Below are 20,438 nucleotides of genomic sequence, written 5' to 3' on the forward strand. Positions count from 1 at the left end.
TACGGACTGCCAAAGTTATTTACCGTGGGGTAAAAGTTAAAGCTGGCAACGACAAGCAGCAGCCCAACAGAGGCCGTGGTCGGCCCCCGTAGGAACCTACCTTTCATTACGACGCTTCCTTCAACTGATCCAGAATCGCCGGGTTTTCCAGGGTCGACACGTCTTGCGTGATCGTCTCGCCCTTGGCCAGCACGCGCAGCAGGCGGCGCATGATTTTGCCGGAGCGGGTTTTTGGCAGGTTGTCGCCGAAACGGATTTCCTTCGGCTTCGCGATCGGGCCGATTTCCTTGCCGACCCAGTTGCGCAGCTCCAGGGCCAGCTTCTTGGCTTCCTCGCCTGTCGGACGCGCCTGCTTGAGCACCACGAAGGCGCAGATCGATTCGCCTGTCGTGTCGTCCGGACGGCCCACCACGGCCGCTTCGGCCACCAGCGGGTTGGCCACCAGGGCCGATTCGATTTCCATCGTGCCCATGCGGTGGCCTGATACGTTCAAGACGTCATCGATGCGGCCCGTGATGGTGAAGTAGCCGGTGTCCTTGTTGCGGATGGCACCGTCGCCTGCCAGGTACATCTTGCCGCCCAGCTCTTCCGGGAAATAGCTGGACTTGAAACGCTCCGGGTTGTTCCAGATCGTGCGGATCATCGATGGCCATGGGCGTTTTACGACCAAAATGCCGCCCTGGCCGTTCGGCACGTCCTGACCCGCTTCGTCGACGATGGCGGCCATGATGCCTGGCAATGGCAGGGTGCAGGAACCGGGGACCATCGGCGTGGCGCCCGGCAACGGGGTGATCATGTGGCCGCCCGTTTCCGTTTGCCAGAAGGTATCGACGATCGGGCATTTCTCGCCGCCAATATTTTTGTAGTACCACATCCACGCTTCTGGATTGATCGGTTCGCCGACCGTGCCCAGCAAACGCAGGCTGCTCAGGTCGTAGTTGCTTGGATGCACTTTCGGGTCCACGTCGGCTGCCTTGATCAGCGATCGGATGGCGGTAGGCGCCGTGTAGAAGATGCTGACCTTGTGTTTCTTGATGGTTTCCCAGAAACGGCCCGCGTTCGGGTAGGTCGGGATGCCTTCGAACACCACTTGCGTGGCGCCCACGGCCATCGGGCCGTACGCGATGTAGCTGTGGCCCGTCACCCAGCCGATGTCGGCCGTGCACCAGAAGACGTCGTCCGGCTTGATGTCGAAACTCCACTTCATCGTCAGCGCGGCCCACAGCAGGTAGCCGCCGCTCGAATGCTGCACGCCCTTCGGCGTGCCCGTCGAGCCGGAGGTGTACAAGATAAACAGTGGATGCTCGGCATCGACCCATTCCGGTTCGCATTGCGCGCTCTGGCCTTCGACCAGGTCGTGCAGCCACGTGTCGCGGCCGGCCACCATCGGCAGGTCGCTGCCCGTGCGTTGATACACGATGACGTTTTTCACGGAGTCGCAGCCGCCCAGTGCCAGCGCTTCGTCGACGATGGATTTCAATGGCAGCTTCTTGCCGCCGCGCAATTGCTCGTCGCCCGTGATGACGGCCACGGCACCCGCGTCGATGATGCGCTCCTGCAAGGATTTCGCCGAGAAGCCGCCGAACACGACGGAGTGCGTAGCGCCGATGCGCGCGCAAGCTTGCATGGCAGCAACGCCTTCGACGGACATCGACATATAGATGATGACGCGGTCGCCCTTGGCGATGCCCTTGGATTTCAGGCCGTTGGCGAACTTGCAGACTTTTTCGTGCAGCTCTTTATATGTTGCCTTGGTAACGGTGCCGTCGTCCGCTTCGAAGATGATGGCCGTCTTGTCGCCCAGGCCATTTTCGATGTTGCGGTCCAGGCAGTTGTACGACACGTTCAGCTGGCCGTCTTCGAACCATTTGTAGAACGGGGCGTTGTCTTCGTTCAGGGTGCGGGTGAACGGCTTTTTCCAGCTCAGGTTCTCGCGCGCCAGCTTGGCCCAGAAGCCTTCGTAGTCGGTTTCCGCCTCTTTCACCATGGCGCGGTAGGCGTCCATGCCGGAAATGGTGGCCTGTGCGGCAAACGCTGCCGACGGGTCAAATACGCGCGACTCTTCCGGTCCCTGCTGCTCAGTGCCCTGCCCTTGGTTCTCTATAGCGGCCATGCTAGTCTCCAGTGTAGTAATTGTTTGCTAACACAATATTCCTGCTGTCTTACGGACGCCTTACAGTCGGCGTTTTCCCCTATCAATTCTAACCATAATCGCCACAGGCGACGGGCGTCAAGGGTGCGCCGCCCAGCATTCTGGATGGAAAAACTGATAACAAGTCAATTAGATGAGCTCGCTTTGCGTTTCATCAAGGCCAAGAATCCAAATCGAGGGCATGCGCAGTGATCAGCAGCAAGTGTAAAATGTCGGGCATACCAAAAATTGGTATTTACCCCCAGGAAACTCCAGATGATCGACCATTCACAAAAACCCAAACATAGCAAACTGCATCCCCTGTCCGCCTTCATCTTCATGTCGCGCTGGCTGCAGCTGCCGCTGTACCTGGGTTTGATCCTTGCCCAATGCGTGTACGTATTTCATTTCTGGGTGGAACTGTCGGACCTGATCGGCGCCGTGTTCGGCAATGACGCGGCCCTGCAGCACGTCATCAGCGCCGTCACCGTGGCGGGCGTGCCGCCACCGGTCAAGCTCAATGAAGCCACCATCATGCTGGTGGTGCTGGGCTTGATCGATGTGGTCATGATCTCGAACCTGTTGATCATGGTCATCATCGGCGGCTACGAAACCTTCGTTTCGCGCATGCACCTGGACGACCATCCGGACCAGCCGGAATGGCTGTCGCATGTGAATGCGTCCGTGCTGAAGACCAAGCTGGCGATGGCCATCATCGGCATCTCGTCCATCCACCTGCTGAAGACCTTCATCAACGCCAGCGCGTATGCCAAGGAACCGAATGTGGTCATCGCGCAAACGGCGATCCACATGGTCTTCATCCTGTCGGCCATGGCCATTGCCTACACCGACCGCATCATGACGGTGACCCAGAACCAGGCACGACCGCATTAAACCCGAAGCCCATGACTGCCAGCGGCGGCCATGGGCTTTGTCATTTTCGATGCCGCAACCAGTAACTATTAATTAGTAAAAGTCTTACCCTTCTTATCCACCGCGAGAACACCATGACTGTCATAAAGCAAGAAGACCTGATCGAATCCGTCGCCGCAGCGTTGCAGTACATTAGCTACTACCACCCTGCTGATTACATCGAGCACCTGGCGCGCGCCTACGCGGCCGAGCAAAGCCCGGCGGCAAAAGATGCGATCGCGCAAATCCTGACCAACTCGCGCATGTGCGCGGAAGGCAAGCGTCCTATCTGCCAGGACACGGGTATCGTCAACGTCTTCCTGAAAATCGGCATGGGCGTGCGCTTCGAAGGCTTCAGCGGCACGGTCACCGACGCCGTCAACGAAGGCGTGCGCCGCGCGTACAACTTCGACGACAACAAGCTGCGCGCCTCCATCGTGGCCGACCCGCATTTTGACCGCAAGAACACCAAGGACAACACGCCAGCCGTGGTGCACATGGAACTGGTCGAAGGCAATACCGTCGACGTGAAAGTGGCTGCCAAGGGCGGCGGCTCGGAAAACAAATCGAAGATGATCATGATGAACCCGTCCGATTCGCTGGTGGACTGGGTCATGAAGACGGTGCCGACCATGGGCGCCGGCTGGTGCCCGCCTGGCATGCTGGGCATCGGCATCGGCGGCACGGCCGAAAAGGCCATGCTGATGGCAAAAGAAGTGTTGATGGAAGACATCGACATGTTTGAGCTGAAACAACGCGGTCCGCAGAATAAACTGGAAGAATTGCGTATCGAGCTGTGCGACAAGATCAACTCGCTGGGTATCGGCGCGCAAGGCCTGGGCGGCCTGACGACCGTGCTCGACGTGAAGATCATGATGCACCCGACGCACGCCGCGTCGAAGCCTGTCGCCATGATCCCGAACTGCGCCGCCACGCGCCACGGCCACTTCGTGCTGGACGGCTCCGGCCCTGCCTACATGACGCCGCCATCGCTGTCGTCGTGGCCGGAAGTGCACTGGACGCCGGACACGGAAAAATCCAAGCGCGTCGACCTGAACACCCTGACGAAAGAAGAAGTCGCTTCGTGGACGCCGGGCCAGACCTTGCTGTTGAACGGCAAGATGCTGACGGGCCGCGACGCCGCGCACAAGCGCATCCAGGACATGCTGGCCAAGGGCGAAGAATTGCCGGTCGATTTCAAGAACCGCGTGATCTACTACGTGGGTCCCGTCGACCCCGTGCGCGACGAAGCCGTCGGCCCGGCCGGTCCGACGACCGCCACGCGCATGGACAAGTTCACCGACATGATGCTGGAAAAGACGGGCCTGATCGCCATGATCGGCAAGGCCGAGCGCGGCCCGGTCGCCATCGAATCGATCCAGAAGCATCAGTCGGCTTACCTGATGGCCGTGGGCGGCGCCGCCTACCTGGTGTCGAAAGCCATCAAGCACGCCAAGGTGCTGGGCTTTGCCGACATGGGCATGGAAGCGATCTACGAATTCGACGTGGTCGACATGCCGGTGACGGTGGCCGTGGATGCAAAGGGCACGTCGGTGCACAACACGGGCCCGAAAGAGTGGCAGGCGAAGATCGAGCAACTCAATAGCGTCAGCAAGATTCCCGTGACGGTTGCTTAAACAAGCTCTACCATAGACGCCGCGCGGCAACACCAGCGCGGCGTTTTTTTATCTTCTTCGGCTTTATATGACTTCTATTGCAAGCACTGCCCGCCCAGACGCGCCCATCGGCATTTTTGACTCCGGCGTGGGCGGCCTGTCGGTGCTGCGCCATATCCGCGCGCAGCTGCCACAGGAAGATTTGATTTACTTTGCCGATTCCGCCTACGCCCCGTATGGCGACAAGACGGAACAACAGGTGGTCGACCGTTCGCTGGCGATCACCGCCTTTCTATTGCAGCAAGGCGCCAAGGCACTGGTGGTGGCCTGCAACACGGCCACCATCGCCGCCATCAAGGCGCTGCGCGCGCGCTATCCGGACCTGCCCATCGTCGGCGTCGAGCCGGGCCTGAAACCGGCAGCCAGCATCAGCCGCAACGGCAAGATCGCCGTGCTGGCAACGGAACGCGCCTTGCGCGGCGACAAACTGCTGGCCCTGCGCGAGCAGGTGAGCGCCGCCACGGGCGCCACGTTCATCTTGCAGCCCTGCATCGGCCTGGCCGACCGCATCGAGCAGTGCGAACTGGGCCACGACCCGCTGGACGCCACCAGCGCCATGCTGGAACGCTACATCGCCCCCATGCTGGAACAAGGCGTCGACACCCTGGTGCTCGGCTGCACGCACTACCCCTTCGTGCAGGACGCCATCGTGCGCACGGTGCGCGCGCATACGCAGGAAACGATCACCTTGGTGGACACAGGCGACGCCGTGGCGCGCCAGCTGGCCCGCTTGCTCGACGCTGCCAGCCTGCGCCGCACCGGCAACGATGCGCCCCAGCTGCAGGGTTACACGACGGCCAAGGTCGAATCCCTGGCGCAAGCCTTCTCCGGTCTGCTGGACTTGCAGCCGCCCGTCGCGCACCTGTCCGTGTGAGCGAAAACAGGCGTTTTCATGCAATCTTTCGATTCTTTAAAAAAGACTGCATTTAGATTTGCCACTTTGCCGAGTTCTTTGTATAATTCGGCACCTGTTCAGCAAAACAGCTAAACAGGTAAGTAAGACAGTGGTGGCTGTAGCTCAGTTGGTAGAGTCCAGGATTGTGATTCCTGTTGTCGTGGGTTCGAGCCCCATCAGCCACCCCACAGAATTAGCGGTAGATAAAAGGGTTACATGCTTCGGCTTGTAACCCTTTTATCATTTCCGCGCACATGCATGAGGCAACATCAGCCCTCCCCCCCCCTTCAGCAACAGATCAGGCAAACGCATCAGCTAACAAAGCCAGCCTGCGCGCGGCAGTCAAACTTGATGCATACGCTTGATTTTCCGTATCCCAAAGAATACACTGGTATATGTGAAAAGCATCCATACCACCGCCACGTTCGATGACTGGTTCAGCAAGCTGAAGGATCGGAAAGCTTTTTTCCGCATTCAGGCTCGTATCGATCGTGCCGAAGATGGCAACTTCGGCGATTGCAAGCCTGTCGGTGGCGGTGTTTCGGAAATGCGAATTGATTGTGGTCCCGGTTACCGCGTTTATTTCATCCAGCGTGGCATGGAAATAATCATCCTTCTCGCTGGCGGCGACAAATCAACGCAAGCGAAAGATATCAAAACGGCGCAGCAGCTCGCGCAAACACTCCAGGAGGTCTGATGGCACAAAAGCTTAACAAGTGGGATAGCGCGCAGCACCTCAAAACCGAAGAGGATATCGTCGCCTACTTTGAAGCCTGCCTGGAAGAAGCTGGCGACGACGCATCCTTCATCGCCAAAGCGCTTGGCAATATTGCCAAGGCGCGTGGCATGACGCAACTTGCCAAAGACACGGGATTGGGACGGGAAAGTTTGTACAAGGCGCTGTCCGGCGAAGGCAATCCGAGCTTCGACACCATTTTGAAGGTGACGCATGCACTCGGTTTGCAATTCCGCGCCGCAGCACTGGACACTTGACCCCTCATCCACCAAGGCAAGGGAAAACCTACCCCGCCAGCACCGACTGCACCGTCGTCGCCAGGTCGTCCAGGCGCACGGGCTTGACGAGGAAGTGGCGGAAGCCCACGGCCAGCGCGTCGTCCATGTACATGGGCAGGCTGTGGCCCGTGACGGCGATCAGCACGGCGTTGGCCGTCTCGGGATTGTGGTGCAGGCGGCGGCCGATTTCGATGCCGCTGATGCCGGGCATTTCGATGTCGAGGTAGACGGCATCGGGCACGCACAGCTTGACTTGCTCGACGGCCATCTGCCAGTTGCGCACCACCACCGCGTGGTGGCCCAGCGCTTCGAGCAGCATGGCCAGCGATTCGCCCACTTCCTGGTTGTCGTCGACCACCAGCAGATTCAATTTGCGCGCAGCACTTGCCGGCTGGTCGCCCTGGCGGCGTTCCACGGAGGAACTGCCTGGTGTCGTTTCAGTTGTCTGGCTCATTGTACGTTCACGTCTGACGGCTGCAAAAGCGGCAGTATACAAGAAGCACGCAGAATGCCGCCGCACCCGAGCAATGGTGCCATGCGGCAATCCAGAAGCTTCGCTGTACCGCGCCAGCAACACTTCCCGCTTTTCTCCGGGCAAAGCCTATCCTACGCAGTTTGCCCAATTGACGGATAAAATGAGAATCATTATCATTCTTATCCCCTTGCGCCGGATATCCACGCCACGATGTTGTCGCGCCGCCCGATTGCCCGCGCAACCATTGTCATTACGGAGATCCATGCATGGCTGCCACACCTGTCACACTGCCCTTTTCGCTGCGCCCGTGCGCGCTGGCCATCGCCCTCGCCTGCCTGGGCGCACCGCTTGCCGCCCAGGCGCAGGACGCCAACAGCGCCGAGAATGCCGGTCCCATCCTGGAATCGATCCAGGTCAGCAGCAATCTGCTGGGCACCAGCATGGCGGCCAGCACGAAGAATTTCGCGGGCGCGCGCACCGTGGTGCAGAAGGATGACATCGAGAACTCGGGCGCGACCAGCCTGAGCGACGTGATGCGCCGCATTCCCGGCGTGCAGATCAGCGACAACTCGGGCAGCGCCGGCAGCGCCATCTCGCTCAATATCGGCGTGCGCGGACTGACCGGGCGCTATTCGCCGCGCAGCACGGTATTGCTCGACGGCATTCCGATGTCGGTGGCGCCCTACGGCCAGCCGCAGCTGTCGTTCGCGCCCGTCAGCCTGGCCAATGTCGAGACGGTCGACGTGGTGCGCGGCGGCGGCGCCGTGCGCTTCGGCCCGCAAAACGTGGGCGGCATCATCAATTTCAAGACGCGCCGCGTACCCACCACACAAGGCATCACGGGCGACGCCAGCGTGCGCTACAACGCGTACAGCGAAGTGGGCCACAACACGCAGGCCAGCGTGTTTGCCGGCACCCAGCTCGACAGCGGCCTGGGCCTGGCGGTGCTGTATTCCGGCATCCGCGGCAGCGACTGGCGCGTCGGCAGCGATGAGAAGGTCAACGATTTCGCCCTGAAGTTCCGCTACGATCTGAGCCCGACGGCCGAGGTGTACGGCAAGCTGTCCTACTACGACGTGACGTCGCGCACGCCGGGCGGCCTGACCGCCGCGCAATACAAGCAGGACCCGTTCCAGAACACGCGCCCGACCGATTTCTGGAGCGGCGAGCGCAAGGCCTTCGACATCGGCTACCTGAATGCCCTGTCCGACACGCAGGAATTCGAGGTGCGCGCCTATTACAACAAGAGCTCGCGCGAAAGCACCTTGATCAACGCCGGCCGCACGGGCCTGGGCCACCAGCCGCGCAACTATGAAACGACGGCCATCGAGCCGCGCTACACGCAGCGCTTTATTACCGGCAAGGTCACACAGGACGTCACCGTCGGCTACCGCTACCTGGCCGAGCGGGCAGACGAGGCCATCTACAACGTGGTCATCTCCAGCGGCGTGCGGCAGGCGCCGACGCGCTTTGCCGACAATGCCACCGATGCACAGGCCGTGTATATCGACGACAAGATCGCCATCGACGCCTGGCGCATCACGCCGGGCGTGCGCTACGAGCACATCAAGACGGAACGCTTCAACCACTTGCCGGTCGACCAGAAGATCGAGTTGCTCAACAACAAGGCCCTGCCCTCGCTGAACGTGGCCTACTTGCTCAATAACAACGTGACCCTGTTCGGCAACTACAACAGCTCGTTTGGCGCCGTGCAAAATACGCAGCTCAATGCGCAGTCGAGCAAGAACCCGCTGCAACCGGAACTGGCAAAAACAGCCGAGCTGGGAGCGCGCTGGAAGAGCGGCCAGCTGTCGGCCGAAGCGACCTTGTTCAATATCAAGTTCGACAACCAGATCCAGTCTGTCGGCAGCGGCGAGAACGTCGTCTTCTACAACGTGGGCGCCACGCACCACCGTGGCCTGGAAACGGCCATCGACTACCGCTTCGACAAGTCGGGCCCGCTGGCCGGCTTGAACGCCTACGCCACCTACACGTACACCAAGGCGACCCTGCAGGATGGCGCGAACGCGGGCAACGACGTGCCCTTCTATTCGCGCACCACGGATACCGTCGGCGCCCACTATCAGCTGGGCGCCTGGGGTATTGATTTGTCGAGCAGCCACCAGAGCCGCCAGTTCGCCGACGAAGCCAATACCGTGGCGGAAAACGCGGCCGGCAGCCTGGGGGTGATTCCCGGCTTCCGTACCTGGAACACGCAAGTGAAATGGACAGTGCCGGGCCAGAAGGGCCTGGAACTGGTCGCCGGCGTCAACAACCTCGCCGACAAGCGCTACTTCACGCGCACCTCGGACGGCAACTTGGGCAAGCTGGTGGGCGCACCGCGCATGGTCTACCTGCAGGGCCGCCTGGCGTTCTGATGCCTGCGCGCGCGGGTGCCTATCGAATCGATATGCCGCTGCGCACGGCAGCCACCTGAAAAAAGCCTGCATCGTTGTTGTTACGATGCAGGTTTTTTTACGTCCCGATGTCACAAAAATACCGTGACGCAAGTAACTTCAAGCTCGCGTTCGCCTTGGAGCTTCACAGCAATTCATTCACCATGGAAATTAGTTTCTATGTGGACATGAATGATTTCACAATTGCAAATATTTTTAGCGAGCGCTTGTTCTGCGTGTGAGTTTTGGTGATATTCTTTAAATGTCATTTAGGAAATCAAATTATCTTTTAACCAACCAAACGAGAACCCATGAAAACGCCAGCCACCCTCCTGAAGATCGCCGCACTGGCCACCCTGGTCACCGCTGGCGCCGCCAACGCCGCGACCGAACTGGTGGTCAACGGCAGTTTCGAAAACAATGTCATCGCCTCGGCCTGGGCCCCGCTCAGCAGCGTGACAGGCTGGACTTCCTCGGCCGGCGGCAATTCGGCCTTTGAAATCCAGAAAGGCGCCACGCAAGGCGGCCAGGGCGGATTCAATCCCGTCGCCGCCAGCGGCACGCAATACCTGGAACTCAATACCGACCGGCTGACCTCCGTATCGCAAGCCATCGCCACCACGGCCGGCAGCACCTATGCGCTGTCGTTCGCCTACTCGGGCCGTCCCGACACGGCTGGCGGCGCGAACAGCCTGATGAATGTCTACTGGGGTTCGACCCTGCTGACGCCAACGGCACTGGTCGGCAATACGAGCGGCGTGTGGCAAACCTACAGCCAGAACGTGACCGCGCTCGGCTCGTCGAGCCTGCTGCGCTTCGAATCGATCGGCCCCGTCTCCGCACCGACCTATGGTTCCTACTTGGACAACGTCTCGGTGATGGCTGCCGTGCCGGAGCCGGAAACCTACGCCATGCTGCTGCTGGGCCTGGGCTTGCTGGGTTTCATGGCACGCCGCAAGACAGCCGCCTGAGCCCGGACAGTCGCCGCGCAACTGCCGCCCCGCCACCTGGCCGGGCGGCTTTTTTCATGGGGAACGGTTGCATTAGCCCATTAAATGTTGCCAAAAAGAATTAAATTGGCGCTACAATAGCGGGGTATCAAGCAATGCCAAGCATCGCTCCGCCAGGGCCCCTACCCCGCCCTGATCATCAGCACGCATTTTTTGAACAGGATGACTGGCGCTGCCGGGCCCGATTGCGCTCCCGGCACGGCCACCACACACGCACCATGTCCGCAGAAAAAACCATTACCGAAACCAGCTCCTACGGCAAGGAAACGCCCGTGGGACGTCCCGACATCGATGGCCGCGCCGGCATTTTCGTGCCCACGGCGGAATTTGACATCGATAACACCACCACCATCCGCAAGGGCGCGGGCATTGTCGGCTTCGGCAACCTCGACGGCACCCTGACCGTGTACTTCGAAGCGAACCGCTTCGACGAAAGCAATCTGCACAAGTGGGAACACAAGGCGCGCAAGGCGTATGACCGCATGGTCATGGGCGCGCCCACGGTGTCGAAGGCGAAGATCGACGCGCGCATGCTGGAACAGGTGGGCATCATCGATGGCATGGGCATCAGTCTCAAGCATCCGGAACGCCTGACGCACTGGCTGGCGATCTCGAACGTGCCGGACACGGCGCCGGAAGAGCCGGTGCTGCGCTGGAAAAATCGGTAAGCAGCCGGAGAGCGAGGCGGGGCCTCAGGGACGAGGTGTTGTCCTACATCGTGGCGGACATTCATCCGATGCCCGAGAGCATTTATTCGACCTATGATGAAAGCCTGACAACCCACCTCACACCACTCAGGAGTACGACATGTCCCGCCTCATCCCGATCAGCTTTGGCGCCTTGCAAATAGGTCTGGCAGCGGCGGCGATGTATATCCTGTGCTCGGCGGACGTGCTGCACCAGAGTTCCGTATATTTCCACTGATGCCGCTGTGCGGCGCTGCTCGTCATCGCCAATGAGAAAGCGCGCCGTGCTTCGCATCTCACGAAGCACGGCGCGCTTTCTCACGCCAGATGGTCTATGCCCGGCGTCTAGCGGCGGCCGTGGTAACGCCCATGCCCGCCCCAGCCGCCGCGGTGTCCACCGTAGCGCCCAAAGCCAAACATGAAGTCCAGCCCGATCGATACGGGCGGATTGTAATAATACGGTTGCGGCGCGTACACGGGCGCCGGCACATACACGGGCTGCTGCACGTAAACGGGTTCATTCGTGTATTCCACGCGCGATGACTGCACCGGATCGGACGAGACCGTATGCCACTCGTAGGGATTGTAGGCCCCCTGCGGCGCGCGCGAACCGTAATACGCGGGGCCGGGGGGCGCCACGACGCAGCCACCCAGAGCGGCCAGCGAAATTACTGCCAACAGGGTTTTCATCGCAATTCTCCTAATATGTACTACCTCAAGTAAGTACTATAAGAAATTACGCCGTGCTTTGCTGTGCTTTTACCGATTGTTACACCCGGACGCACGCCGCAACATGAAATGTAGCAATGGCGCCACAAGCGGCCCGCGCGGCATGTTTCCTCAAATAAATGGAATCGCGCAGGTATCGATGGCCTTGCCGGCCGCATCGTAGCGCTGCACGCACACCTGGTAGCGCACGCCGTAATCGAGCTCGACCTGCTCGACCTTGCCATACTTCAATTTCCAGCTGGGTTGCACGCGCTGCTTGCCCGTCAGGGCCGCCACGTCCTGCGGTATCGCCATCGCCGTTTGCGTCTCGCCCTGGCGCGCATCCTGGCGCCGCGCCACGTCGATCGATACGCTCGCGGCCAGGTCCACGCCGCCGTCCACATAATTCAGCGTCGGTGCGCTGCGCTGCGCGCGCATCACGCCCCAGGCGCAGGTCTTGCCGCCCGCGTCGCATTGCTTCAATTGCGCCAGTGGAAAATACTCAGGGGCAATCTTGCCATCCTTGATGGGCCAGCTGGTGCGCACGCCGTCGCGCTTGCCCGTCAGCGGATTGTCCCAGCTCAAGCTGTTGACGACTGCCACGGTTTGCCCCGCCTGCAAGCCCTCAGGCGTGCCCAGCGATGCGCAGGCGGAAAGCAGCAAACCGGTGGCCGCCAGGGAGGGAAGTGTCAGGATGCGCTGCATGATAAGCCTCTTGTGGTGAGAGATCCCGAAGGTATGTTTCGAGGGTAACAGAATCGGGGGCGACAGCGCCGTTGGCTGGCGCACATAACAATACGGGCGGCACCCTCGCAGGCGCCGCCCGTAGCGGATACGCTCATGCCGGGAGCGGCGCTCCCGGCGATGCGTGGATCAGTCCAGCTTCCAGGCGTAATCGACCTTGGTCCAGGTTTGCGCAGGGGAACCATCCTTGGTGCCCGGCTTGAACTTGCATGCGGACAAGGCCTTGATGGCGGCCTTGTCCAGGTTCTTGAAGCCGCTGCTCTTCTCGACTTTCGAATCGGCAACACTGCCATCGGCATTGACCAGGAAGGACATCGACACGGTGCCCTGCTCTTCGTTCATCAGCGAGGCTTTCGGATAGTCGGCCTTGCAGTTCTTGGCATCGAACGACGCCGGCACCTCGGCAGCGAAGGCTGCGGAAGAAACGGACACCAGCAAGGCTGCTGCAACACTCATCAAACGCTTATTCTCAAACATGTGCTTCCCCATGATTATCAGATACGGTAATTACAATTTCCTGTGCGCTGTTGACCGCGCTTAAAACTCTTCCCACTCGTCATTGCTGGTGCTGCTGGCCGCTGCCGCCTTGCGTGGCGCCGCAGCAGCCACGGGAGCAGCCGCTTCGGCCTTGCGGGTCAGCGACTTGACCGGGCGCAATGCCGGCGCCGGCTTGCGCACGGCCACTGGCGCGGCGGCCACGAGTGCCGGCACATACGCTGCCGGCTTCTCTTCGCCTTCGACCAGTTTGAAGATGCTGACCACATGGGCCAGTTCGGCCGCCTGGTCCTGCAAGCTTTGCGCCGCGGCGGCAGCCTGCTCCACCAGGGCCGCATTTTGCTGCGTCATGCCGTCCATCTCGATGATCGACAGGTTGACCTGTTCGATGCCGGCGCTTTGTTCCTGGCTGGCACTGGCGATCTCGCTCATGATGTCCGTCACGCGGCGCACGCTGTCGACCACTTCGCCCATCGTCACGCCAGCCTGGCCCACCAGGCGCGTGCCGCGTTCCGTCTTCTCGGCCGAATCGTCGATGAGGATCTTGATTTCCTTCGCGGCGCCAGCGGAGCGCTGGGCCAGGTTGCGCACTTCCGACGCCACCACGGCAAAGCCGCGGCCTTGCTCGCCGGCACGTGCCGCTTCCACGGCCGCGTTCAGCGCCAGAATATTCGTCTGGAAGGCGATGCCGTCGATCACGCCGATGATGTCGACGATTTTCTTCGCCGATTCATTGATCGAGCTCATGGTGTCGACCACTTGCGACACGACGGAGCCGCCTTTCAGGGCCACATCCGAGGCCGTGGCGGCCAGCTTGTTGGCTTCGCGTGCATTGTCCGCATTCTGTTTCACGGTCGAGGTCAGTTCTTCCATGGCCGACGCGGTTTTTTCCAGCGCACTGGCCTGCATTTCCGTACGCGACGACAGGTCGATATTGCCGTCGGCAATCTCGCGCGAGGCCGTGCCGATGGTTTCCGTGCCAACGCGCACCTGGCCGACGATGCCCACCAGGCTGTTGCGCATTTCCTTCATTTCCGCCAGCAGGCTGGAATTGTCCGATGGCTGGGTGTGGATGCCGATCGACAGGTCGCCATTGGCGATGCTGCCGGCGATCGATGCCGTGTAGTCAGGCTCGCCGCCCAGCTGTTTCAGCAGGCCGCGGGTAATCACCAGTGCCGCCGCCACGCCCATCGCCACGGCCAGCACGCCGAGGATGATCATGAACAAACGCGCGCTGTCGAAAGCCTTGCGGGCATCCGATTGCATCTGTTCATTGAGCTTGTCTTCCAGGGTGGCCAGCTGTTCCAGCGCTTCCATCCATTTTTTCTGTACCGGGCGGATTTCCTTGATCATCACGCGCGTGGCGCCTTCCGCATCGTTGGCCATCCACAGTGCGGATGCCTTGGCGATGGCCGGCATGGCGGCCGCTTCGTATTCCTTGATCGAAGCGAGCAGGGTCTTTTCTTCGGCAGTCGACTCGATGGCGAATTTCTCTTCGAGCTTTTTCTGCGTTTCCTGATAGGTGCTGGTCTGCGTCTTGATACGCGCCATTTCCGGCTCCATATCGCTCGCGTCGGTCATCAGGGTAAGGATGCGCAGCGAGGTGATGCGGTCGCTGACGTTGCCACGCATATCGATCACCAGGCGGGTGACGACGTTGTTGACATTGATCACGTGATCGAGACGTTCCTGGATTTGCGCCATGCGCGCGATGCCGAGGACGGTCACGGCCACCAGCAGAACCAGTACCAGGGCGAAACCCAGGCCCAGGCGGGTACCAACCTTCATTTTTGCTAAATTCATTTCGGCTCTTCGTAAATGAAACTATTGATAAGGATTTTTGCCCGGCACGACAAGACGAAGGCTGCGGTACACCGGTATCCGCCTTGACCTATTGGTATGCTGGCGGTATCCGGCTGCACGCAGCCTGGGGTACTTCCTGGTCTTCACCAGCCCTGAAACAGCCAGTGACTGCGAATGCAAACTTGTTCCACACGCTGAATTTTTGACACCGTTGATGTGAGATCAACATCAAACATTCATATGAGAAATATTTGTCTATAATCAATTATAGGTGTAAATTTTGCCTCAAAGCAAGCAATAAGTACCTGAATAAATGGCAGATTAACTTTCTTCGGGGAAATGGCAACAACGCCGATTCTTGCCCCCTAGAAACGCCCCACGACAGTGCGGGCGTGCGCCGAAACAGCGCATTTACAACACATGGCGTAGCCATATTGCATCGTTTGGGGAGAGGTGTTCAGAGGAAGGGGTCGTGCGGACAATACCACTGCGCCGGGGCAGCGGTATAGACAAGTTGAATCAGCTGTCCCAGCTGCAATGCATCACATAGGCGTGGCACTCTGTGCCGAAGACAAAGACGCTCCAGATGGCGCCCAATTGTCCGGCCAGGCTGCGCTGGCTGGACAATACCAGTTGATACCAGCGGGGCTCGCCGTGCAGCAGTTCGGCCAGTTCGCGCTCGAAACCGTCATATAAACGCGCATCGAGCGGCTGGCGGTCCGCCTCGCTCATGGGACGAAACCGTTCCAGCAGCCACTGGCGCGGCGTGCAGGCGATGCCGCTGCACACCACGCTCTCGAGCGGCTGCAAGGACAAGCCCGCCGGCGCAATCCGCAGCGCGCGGCACAGCGCGTCGAGCGATGCCTGCGGCGCGACGGGTCCCAGGTACTCGCAAAGAAACAGGCTACCATCATCCTTCAGGGCGCTGACGGCTTGCAGGTAGCCATGCAGCTGCTGCGCATGGGCGTGGCAGCCGCCGCTCATTACGCGGGCAGCGACAGGCGCGCCGCCGCTTCCAGCAGCAAACGCGGGTCGCCCGACGCCAGCTTCCTGGAATCGGACAGGGTCTGGCGGAAGCCGCGCGCGCCGGGCAGGTTTTGCATCAGGCCCAGCATGTGGCGCGTGACGCTGTTCAACTTCAAGCGCCCCGCTTCCTTCTCCAGTTGCGCGCTGATGTACGGAATCATCGCTTCGAGCACCTGTTCGCGCGTTTTCACGGGCGTGTCGTCGCCGTAGTAGCGCTGGTCGAACTGCGCCATCACGTACGGGTTGTGGTACGCCTCGCGGCCCAGCATCACGCCGTCCAGGTGCTGCAAATGCAGGTCGATCTCGTCCAGGGTCTTGATGCCGCCATTGATAATGAACTCGAATTGCGGAAAATCACGCTTCAAACGGTAGGCATAGTCATACTTGAGGGGCGGCACTTCGCGGTTTTCCTTCGGACTCAAGCCCTTCAGGATGGCGTTACGCGCATGCACAATAAATGTCTTGCAGCCGGCATCGGCCACGGTGCCGACGAAATCGCGCACGAAGTCGTACGATTCGCTGTCATCGATGCCGATGCGGTGTTTCACCGTGACGTCGATGTCGACCACGTCGCGCATGGCTTTCACGCAGTCGGCCACCAGTTGCGGCTCGGCCATCAGGCAGGCGCCAAACGCGCCCTTCTGCACGCGCTCGGACGGGCAGCCGCAGTTCAGGTTGACCTCGTCATAGCCCCACTGCTGGCCCAGCTTGGCGCTGGTGGCCAGGTCTGTCGGATCGCTGCCGCCCAACTGCAGCGCCACCGGATGCTCTTCCTCGTTGAAGCGCAGATGGCGCTCCACGTCGCCGTACACGAGCGCGCCCGTCGTCACCATCTCGGTGTAGAGCCAGGTGTGACGCGTGATTTCGCGGTGGAACTTGCGGCAATGGCGGTCGGTCCAGTCCATCATGGGGGCGACGGAGAGGCGGCGGGAAGGCAAAGAGGAGGAAGTCATGGTGTCTAAAAAATACAGGGACTGCAAATGACAAACCCGCTGCGCGCACCACCAGTAACGGTGACGCGGCGCAGCGGGCCGGGAGCGCATGGCCCGCAGGCCATGCTCTACAACAGATTACGAATCACGCGACGCTTTTTTACGCTCGTGCTCTTTCAGGAAGCGCTTGCGCAGACGGATCGATTTAGGCGTGATTTCCACCAGTTCGTCGTCCTCGATGAATTCGACTGCGTATTCCAGCGACATCTGAATTGGCGGCACCAGGCGCACTGCTTCGTCGGTACCCGACGAACGCACGTTGGTCAGCTGCTTGCCCTTGATCGGGTTGACGACCAGGTCGTTGTCGCGCGAGTGGATACCGATGACCATGCCTTCGTAGACCGGGTCATTGTGCGACACGAACATGCGGCCGCGGTCTTGCAGTTTCCAGATAGCGTAGGCAACGGCAGCGCCGTCGTCTTGCGAGATCAGCACGCCGTTACGACGGCCAGCCATTTCGCCACGGGTGTTGTCGACTGGTGCGTATTCATGGAACACGTGACTCATCAGGCCGGTACCGCGGGTCAGGGTCATGAATTCGCCCTGGAAGCCGATCAGGCCACGCGCCGGGATCAGGTACTCGAGACGCACGCGGCCCTTGCCATCCGATTCCATGTTTTGCAGGTCGCCGCGACGACGGCCCAGTTCTTCCATGACGCCGCCCTGGTTGGCTTCTTCCACGTCGACCGACAGGTTTTCAAACGGCTCGTGGCGCACGCCATCGACCATCTTGAACACCACGCGAGGACGCGATACGGCCAGCTCGAAGCCTTCGCGACGCATGTTTTCGATCAGGATCGTCAGGTGCAGCTCGCCGCGGCCCGAAACTTCAAAGATCGTGTCGTCGTCGGTCGGCGCTACGCGCAGAGCAACGTTGGCTTTCAATTCTTTTTCCAGACGGTCACGCAGTTGACGCGAGGTAACGAACTTGCCTTCGCGGCCAGCCAGTGGCGAGTTGTTGACCATGAAGTTCATGGTCAGGGTCGGCTCGTCGACGGTCAGCATCGGCAGCGCTTCAGGCGTGTCCACGGCGCACAGGGTCGAACCGATGCCGATTTCGTCGATACCGTTGATCAGGCAGATGTCGCCGGCAACAGCTTCGTCCACCAGCACGCGCTCCAGGCCCTTGAAGTTCAGCACCTGGTTGATGCGGCCTTTGATTGGCGTGGCGCCTGGGCCATTGATGACCAGCACGTCTTGACCAACTTTAACGGTACCGCGGTTGACGCGGCCAATGCCGATCTTGCCGACGTACGACGAGTAGTCCAGCGAGGTGATCTGCATTTGCAGCGGGCCTTCCGGATTGTCGTCGCGTACTGGAACGTGTTCCAGGATGGCGTCGAACATCGGCTTCATGTCGCCGCCGCGCACGTCTTCGGTCAGGCCGGCATAGCCGTTCAGGCCCGAAGCGTAAACGATAGGGAAGTCCAGTTGTTCGTCGGTAGCGCCCAGCTTGTCGAACAGTTCGAACGTCTGGTTGATGGCCCAGTCCGGGCGCGCGCCTGGACGGTCGATCTTGTTGACGATCACGATAGGCTTCAGACCCAGTGCCAGCGCCTTGCGCGTGACGAAACGGGTTTGCGGCATCGGGCCTTCCTGTGCATCGATCAGCAGCAGAACCGAGTCCACCATCGACAGAACACGTTCCACTTCGCCGCCGAAGTCGGCGTGGCCTGGGGTGTCGACGATATTGATGTGGGTGCCTTCGTACTCAACAGCGCAGTTCTTCGACAGAATCGTAATGCCGCGCTCCTTTTCCAGGTCGTTCGAGTCCATGACTCGGGTGTCGACCGCTTGGTTTTCACGGAAGGTGCCGGACTGGCGCAGCAGCTGATCCACCAGCGTGGTTTTGCCGTGGTCAACGTGGGCGATAATGGCGATATTACGAATTGCGCGTTTTGTATTTGACATGGTCGTAGTAGTTACTGAAAAACTGCGGAGTGCGTACAAGGTGTACGAGATACCCGAATGCTAATCTATTTCCGGAACCGCGTAGTATAGCATGTTGCGTTGCAACGCTATCTAAAAATGCTGGCGGCTCCCGCAGTCGGGGACGGATTGTTTAAAAAAGCGACACTGTTTGAAGAGTGTCGCTGGGTAATATGACGTTGCTGTGACTTATTGATGCGCAGTCGCAATCAGGCGCTCCGGGGCCAGAATGCTGTATTCCTGCAACTGGCCCGTGCCCAGCAGCTTGCTGTCGTGATACACGCGCACCCTGCCCGGCTCGGCCGGTACGATGACGTCTTCCTTGCTCAGCGCGATGCGCTGGCCATGCAGGAAACGCTTGGCCAATTCTTCCGTCAGCTGCACGGCGGGAAAGCTCGACAGTAATGCATCGACGGGCGCCAGCAGGCTCAGCGGCGCGGCATGCGCCGTCAACTCATCGAGGGTGACGACGCCGTCAAGCGTCAGGTTGCCCACCTGCGTGCGGCGCAAGGCGTTCAGATGGCCGCCGCAACCGAGGGCATGGCCGATGTCTTCGCCCAGCACGCGGATATACGTGCCCTTGCTGCACATCACGGACAATTTCAGGAACGGGGCTTCGTAGCCGAGGAACTCGAGCTTGTGGATGGTCACCGGGCGCGCTTCGCGCTCCAGCGTGATGCCTGCCCTTGCATACTCATATAAGGGCTTGCCGTCCCTTTTCAAGGCCGAGTACATGGGCGGCGTCTGCAGGATCGGTCCGCGGAACTGCGCCAGCACGGCTTCGATCTGCTCCGGCGTCACATTCACGTCGCGCGTTTCCAGCACTTCGCCTTCCGTGTCGCCCGTATCCGTCGTCTGCCCCAGGTGCACCAGGGTTTCGTAGGTCTTGTCGGCTTCCAGCAAGTCCTGCGAGAACTTGGTCGCCTCGCCAAAGCACAGCGGCAGCAAGCCCGTGGCGAACGGATCCAGCGTGCCCGTATGGCCGGCTTTTTTCGCGTTCAAGACGCGCTTGGCCTTGATCAGAGCATCGTTGCTGGACCAGCCCACGGGCTTATCGAGCAGCAAGACGCCGTCGACCAGGTCGCGCACCCGCTTGATGCCCGGTGGTTTCTTCGGACCGGCCACTGTTATTGCTCGTCCGTCTCAGGTTTCGCGTCCGGCTCGGCGTCGGCCGCGCGCGTGGCGTTGGCCTTGTCGATCAGCAAGGACATTTCCATGCCGCGCGAGGTCGAGCTGTCGTGCACGAAATGCAACATCGGCAGGGTGTGGATGTGCAGGCGCTTGCCCAGCAAGCCACGGATGAAGCCCGACGCGGCCATCAGGCCTTCGGTGGTGTTCTTGATGGCTTCCTTGCTGTCTTTCAACATCGTGAAAAACACCTTGGCATGCGCGTAATCGGGCGTGATCTGCACTTCGGTGATGGTGATCATCGTGCCCACGCGCGGGTCTTTCAATTCGTAGGCGACGATTTCAGCCAGATCGCGCTGGATCTGGTCGGCCACGCGCAAGCCGCGCGCTGGCATGGTTTTGCTATGTTTAGCCATGA

At 60.4% G+C, this 20,438-nt stretch carries 19 protein-coding genes and 1 tRNA gene; 9 read left to right on the plus strand and 11 right to left on the minus strand.

All coding sequences use genetic code 11. The features are described from left to right. Window positions 1-106: 106 nt before the first annotated feature. Window positions 107-2,113 (minus strand): acetate--CoA ligase, encoded by a 2,007-nt coding sequence (gene acs, locus AC1RJW_RS14065; protein ID WP_493045460.1) that lies wholly within the window; start codon window positions 2,111-2,113, stop codon window positions 107-109. A gap of 294 nt (window positions 2,114-2,407) precedes the next feature. Here acs and AC1RJW_RS14070 point away from each other — a divergent pair, with 294 nt between their 5' ends. The 6 genes from AC1RJW_RS14070 to AC1RJW_RS14095 all read left to right on the plus strand — a co-directional run bounded on the left by AC1RJW_RS14070 (window position 2,408) and on the right by AC1RJW_RS14095 (window position 6,607). Beyond that, window positions 2,408-3,025: a TIGR00645 family protein gene (locus tag AC1RJW_RS14070; protein WP_493045461.1), complete on the plus strand. Its 618-nt coding sequence runs from the start codon at window positions 2,408-2,410 to the stop codon at window positions 3,023-3,025. Window positions 3,026-3,138: 113 nt separating this feature from the next. Then, the gene (locus AC1RJW_RS14075) at window positions 3,139-4,680 is read left to right on the plus strand and encodes a fumarate hydratase (protein ID WP_086144995.1); all 1,542 of its coding nucleotides are present in this window, start codon (window positions 3,139-3,141) and stop codon (window positions 4,678-4,680) included. Window positions 4,681-4,747: 67 nt separating this feature from the next. Then, window positions 4,748-5,593: a glutamate racemase gene (gene murI, locus AC1RJW_RS14080; protein ID WP_493045462.1), complete on the plus strand. Its 846-nt coding sequence runs from the start codon at window positions 4,748-4,750 to the stop codon at window positions 5,591-5,593. A gap of 133 nt (window positions 5,594-5,726) precedes the next feature. Continuing rightward, window positions 5,727-5,802, plus strand: a tRNA-His gene (locus AC1RJW_RS14085). 173 nt (window positions 5,803-5,975) lie between these two features. After that, entirely contained in the window at window positions 5,976-6,311 is a 336-nt protein-coding gene (locus AC1RJW_RS14090) for a type II toxin-antitoxin system RelE/ParE family toxin (RefSeq protein ID WP_493045463.1), read from the plus strand. Continuing rightward, window positions 6,311-6,607, plus strand: a complete 297-nt coding sequence (locus AC1RJW_RS14095) for an addiction module antidote protein (protein WP_076569159.1) — start codon at window positions 6,311-6,313, stop codon at window positions 6,605-6,607. The genes AC1RJW_RS14090 and AC1RJW_RS14095 overlap by 1 nt, the downstream gene beginning before the upstream one ends. 28 nt (window positions 6,608-6,635) lie before the next feature. Here the strand turns inward: AC1RJW_RS14095 and AC1RJW_RS14100 are convergent, their stop codons facing one another. Beyond that, on the minus strand, window positions 6,636-7,082 hold the full coding sequence (locus AC1RJW_RS14100; protein ID WP_219133084.1) for a response regulator: 447 nt from the start codon (window positions 7,080-7,082) through the stop codon (window positions 6,636-6,638). Window positions 7,083-7,369: 287 nt separating this feature from the next. On the opposite strand from AC1RJW_RS14100, the gene AC1RJW_RS14105 reads away from it, so the two are divergent. From AC1RJW_RS14105 to AC1RJW_RS14115, 3 genes are all read left to right on the plus strand, one after another. Continuing rightward, a complete protein-coding gene (locus AC1RJW_RS14105; RefSeq protein ID WP_493045465.1) occupies window positions 7,370-9,481 on the plus strand; it encodes a TonB-dependent receptor family protein in 2,112 nt (703 codons plus the stop codon). Between the two features lie 329 nt (window positions 9,482-9,810). Continuing rightward, the gene (locus AC1RJW_RS14110) at window positions 9,811-10,470 is read left to right on the plus strand and encodes an FxDxF family PEP-CTERM protein (protein WP_493045466.1); all 660 of its coding nucleotides are present in this window, start codon (window positions 9,811-9,813) and stop codon (window positions 10,468-10,470) included. A gap of 257 nt (window positions 10,471-10,727) precedes the next feature. After that, window positions 10,728-11,177, plus strand: a complete 450-nt coding sequence (locus AC1RJW_RS14115) for a hypothetical protein (RefSeq protein ID WP_493045467.1) — start codon at window positions 10,728-10,730, stop codon at window positions 11,175-11,177. 363 nt (window positions 11,178-11,540) lie between these two features. Here AC1RJW_RS14115 and AC1RJW_RS14120 read toward each other — a convergent pair whose 3' ends face one another. The 9 genes from AC1RJW_RS14120 to rbfA all read right to left on the minus strand — a co-directional run bounded on the left by AC1RJW_RS14120 (window position 11,541) and on the right by rbfA (window position 20,436). Next, window positions 11,541-11,885 (minus strand): hypothetical protein, encoded by a 345-nt coding sequence (locus tag AC1RJW_RS14120; protein WP_493045468.1) that lies wholly within the window; start codon window positions 11,883-11,885, stop codon window positions 11,541-11,543. Window positions 11,886-12,035: 150 nt separating this feature from the next. After that, entirely contained in the window at window positions 12,036-12,608 is a 573-nt protein-coding gene (locus AC1RJW_RS14125; protein WP_493045469.1) for a hypothetical protein, read from the minus strand. Window positions 12,609-12,776: 168 nt separating this feature from the next. After that, window positions 12,777-13,124, minus strand: coding sequence for an energy transducer TonB (locus AC1RJW_RS14130; RefSeq protein ID WP_070218202.1), 348 nt, complete (start codon window positions 13,122-13,124; stop codon window positions 12,777-12,779). Window positions 13,125-13,184: 60 nt separating this feature from the next. Further along, entirely contained in the window at window positions 13,185-14,930 is a 1,746-nt protein-coding gene (locus tag AC1RJW_RS14135) for a methyl-accepting chemotaxis protein (RefSeq protein WP_493045585.1), read from the minus strand. A 534-nt stretch (window positions 14,931-15,464) separates the two neighbouring features. Then, a complete protein-coding gene (locus tag AC1RJW_RS14140) occupies window positions 15,465-15,929 on the minus strand; it encodes a hypothetical protein (RefSeq protein WP_493045470.1) in 465 nt (154 codons plus the stop codon). Continuing rightward, window positions 15,929-16,879 (minus strand): tRNA dihydrouridine(20/20a) synthase DusA, encoded by a 951-nt coding sequence (dusA, locus tag AC1RJW_RS14145; protein ID WP_493045586.1) that lies wholly within the window; start codon window positions 16,877-16,879, stop codon window positions 15,929-15,931. The genes AC1RJW_RS14140 and dusA overlap by 1 nt, the downstream gene beginning before the upstream one ends. Before the next feature lie 162 nt (window positions 16,880-17,041). Next, on the minus strand, window positions 17,042-18,874 hold the full coding sequence (gene typA / locus AC1RJW_RS14150; RefSeq protein ID WP_076569139.1) for a translational GTPase TypA: 1,833 nt from the start codon (window positions 18,872-18,874) through the stop codon (window positions 17,042-17,044). Between the two features lie 207 nt (window positions 18,875-19,081). Then, entirely contained in the window at window positions 19,082-20,017 is a 936-nt protein-coding gene (gene truB / locus AC1RJW_RS14155) for a tRNA pseudouridine(55) synthase TruB (RefSeq protein ID WP_493045471.1), read from the minus strand. Between the two features lie 2 nt (window positions 20,018-20,019). Beyond that, window positions 20,020-20,436 (minus strand): 30S ribosome-binding factor RbfA, encoded by a 417-nt coding sequence (gene rbfA / locus AC1RJW_RS14160; protein ID WP_152253626.1) that lies wholly within the window; start codon window positions 20,434-20,436, stop codon window positions 20,020-20,022. Window positions 20,437-20,438 lie beyond the last annotated feature (2 nt).

The sequence above is a fragment of the Janthinobacterium sp. GW822-FHT07A03 genome (assembly GCF_058798815.1).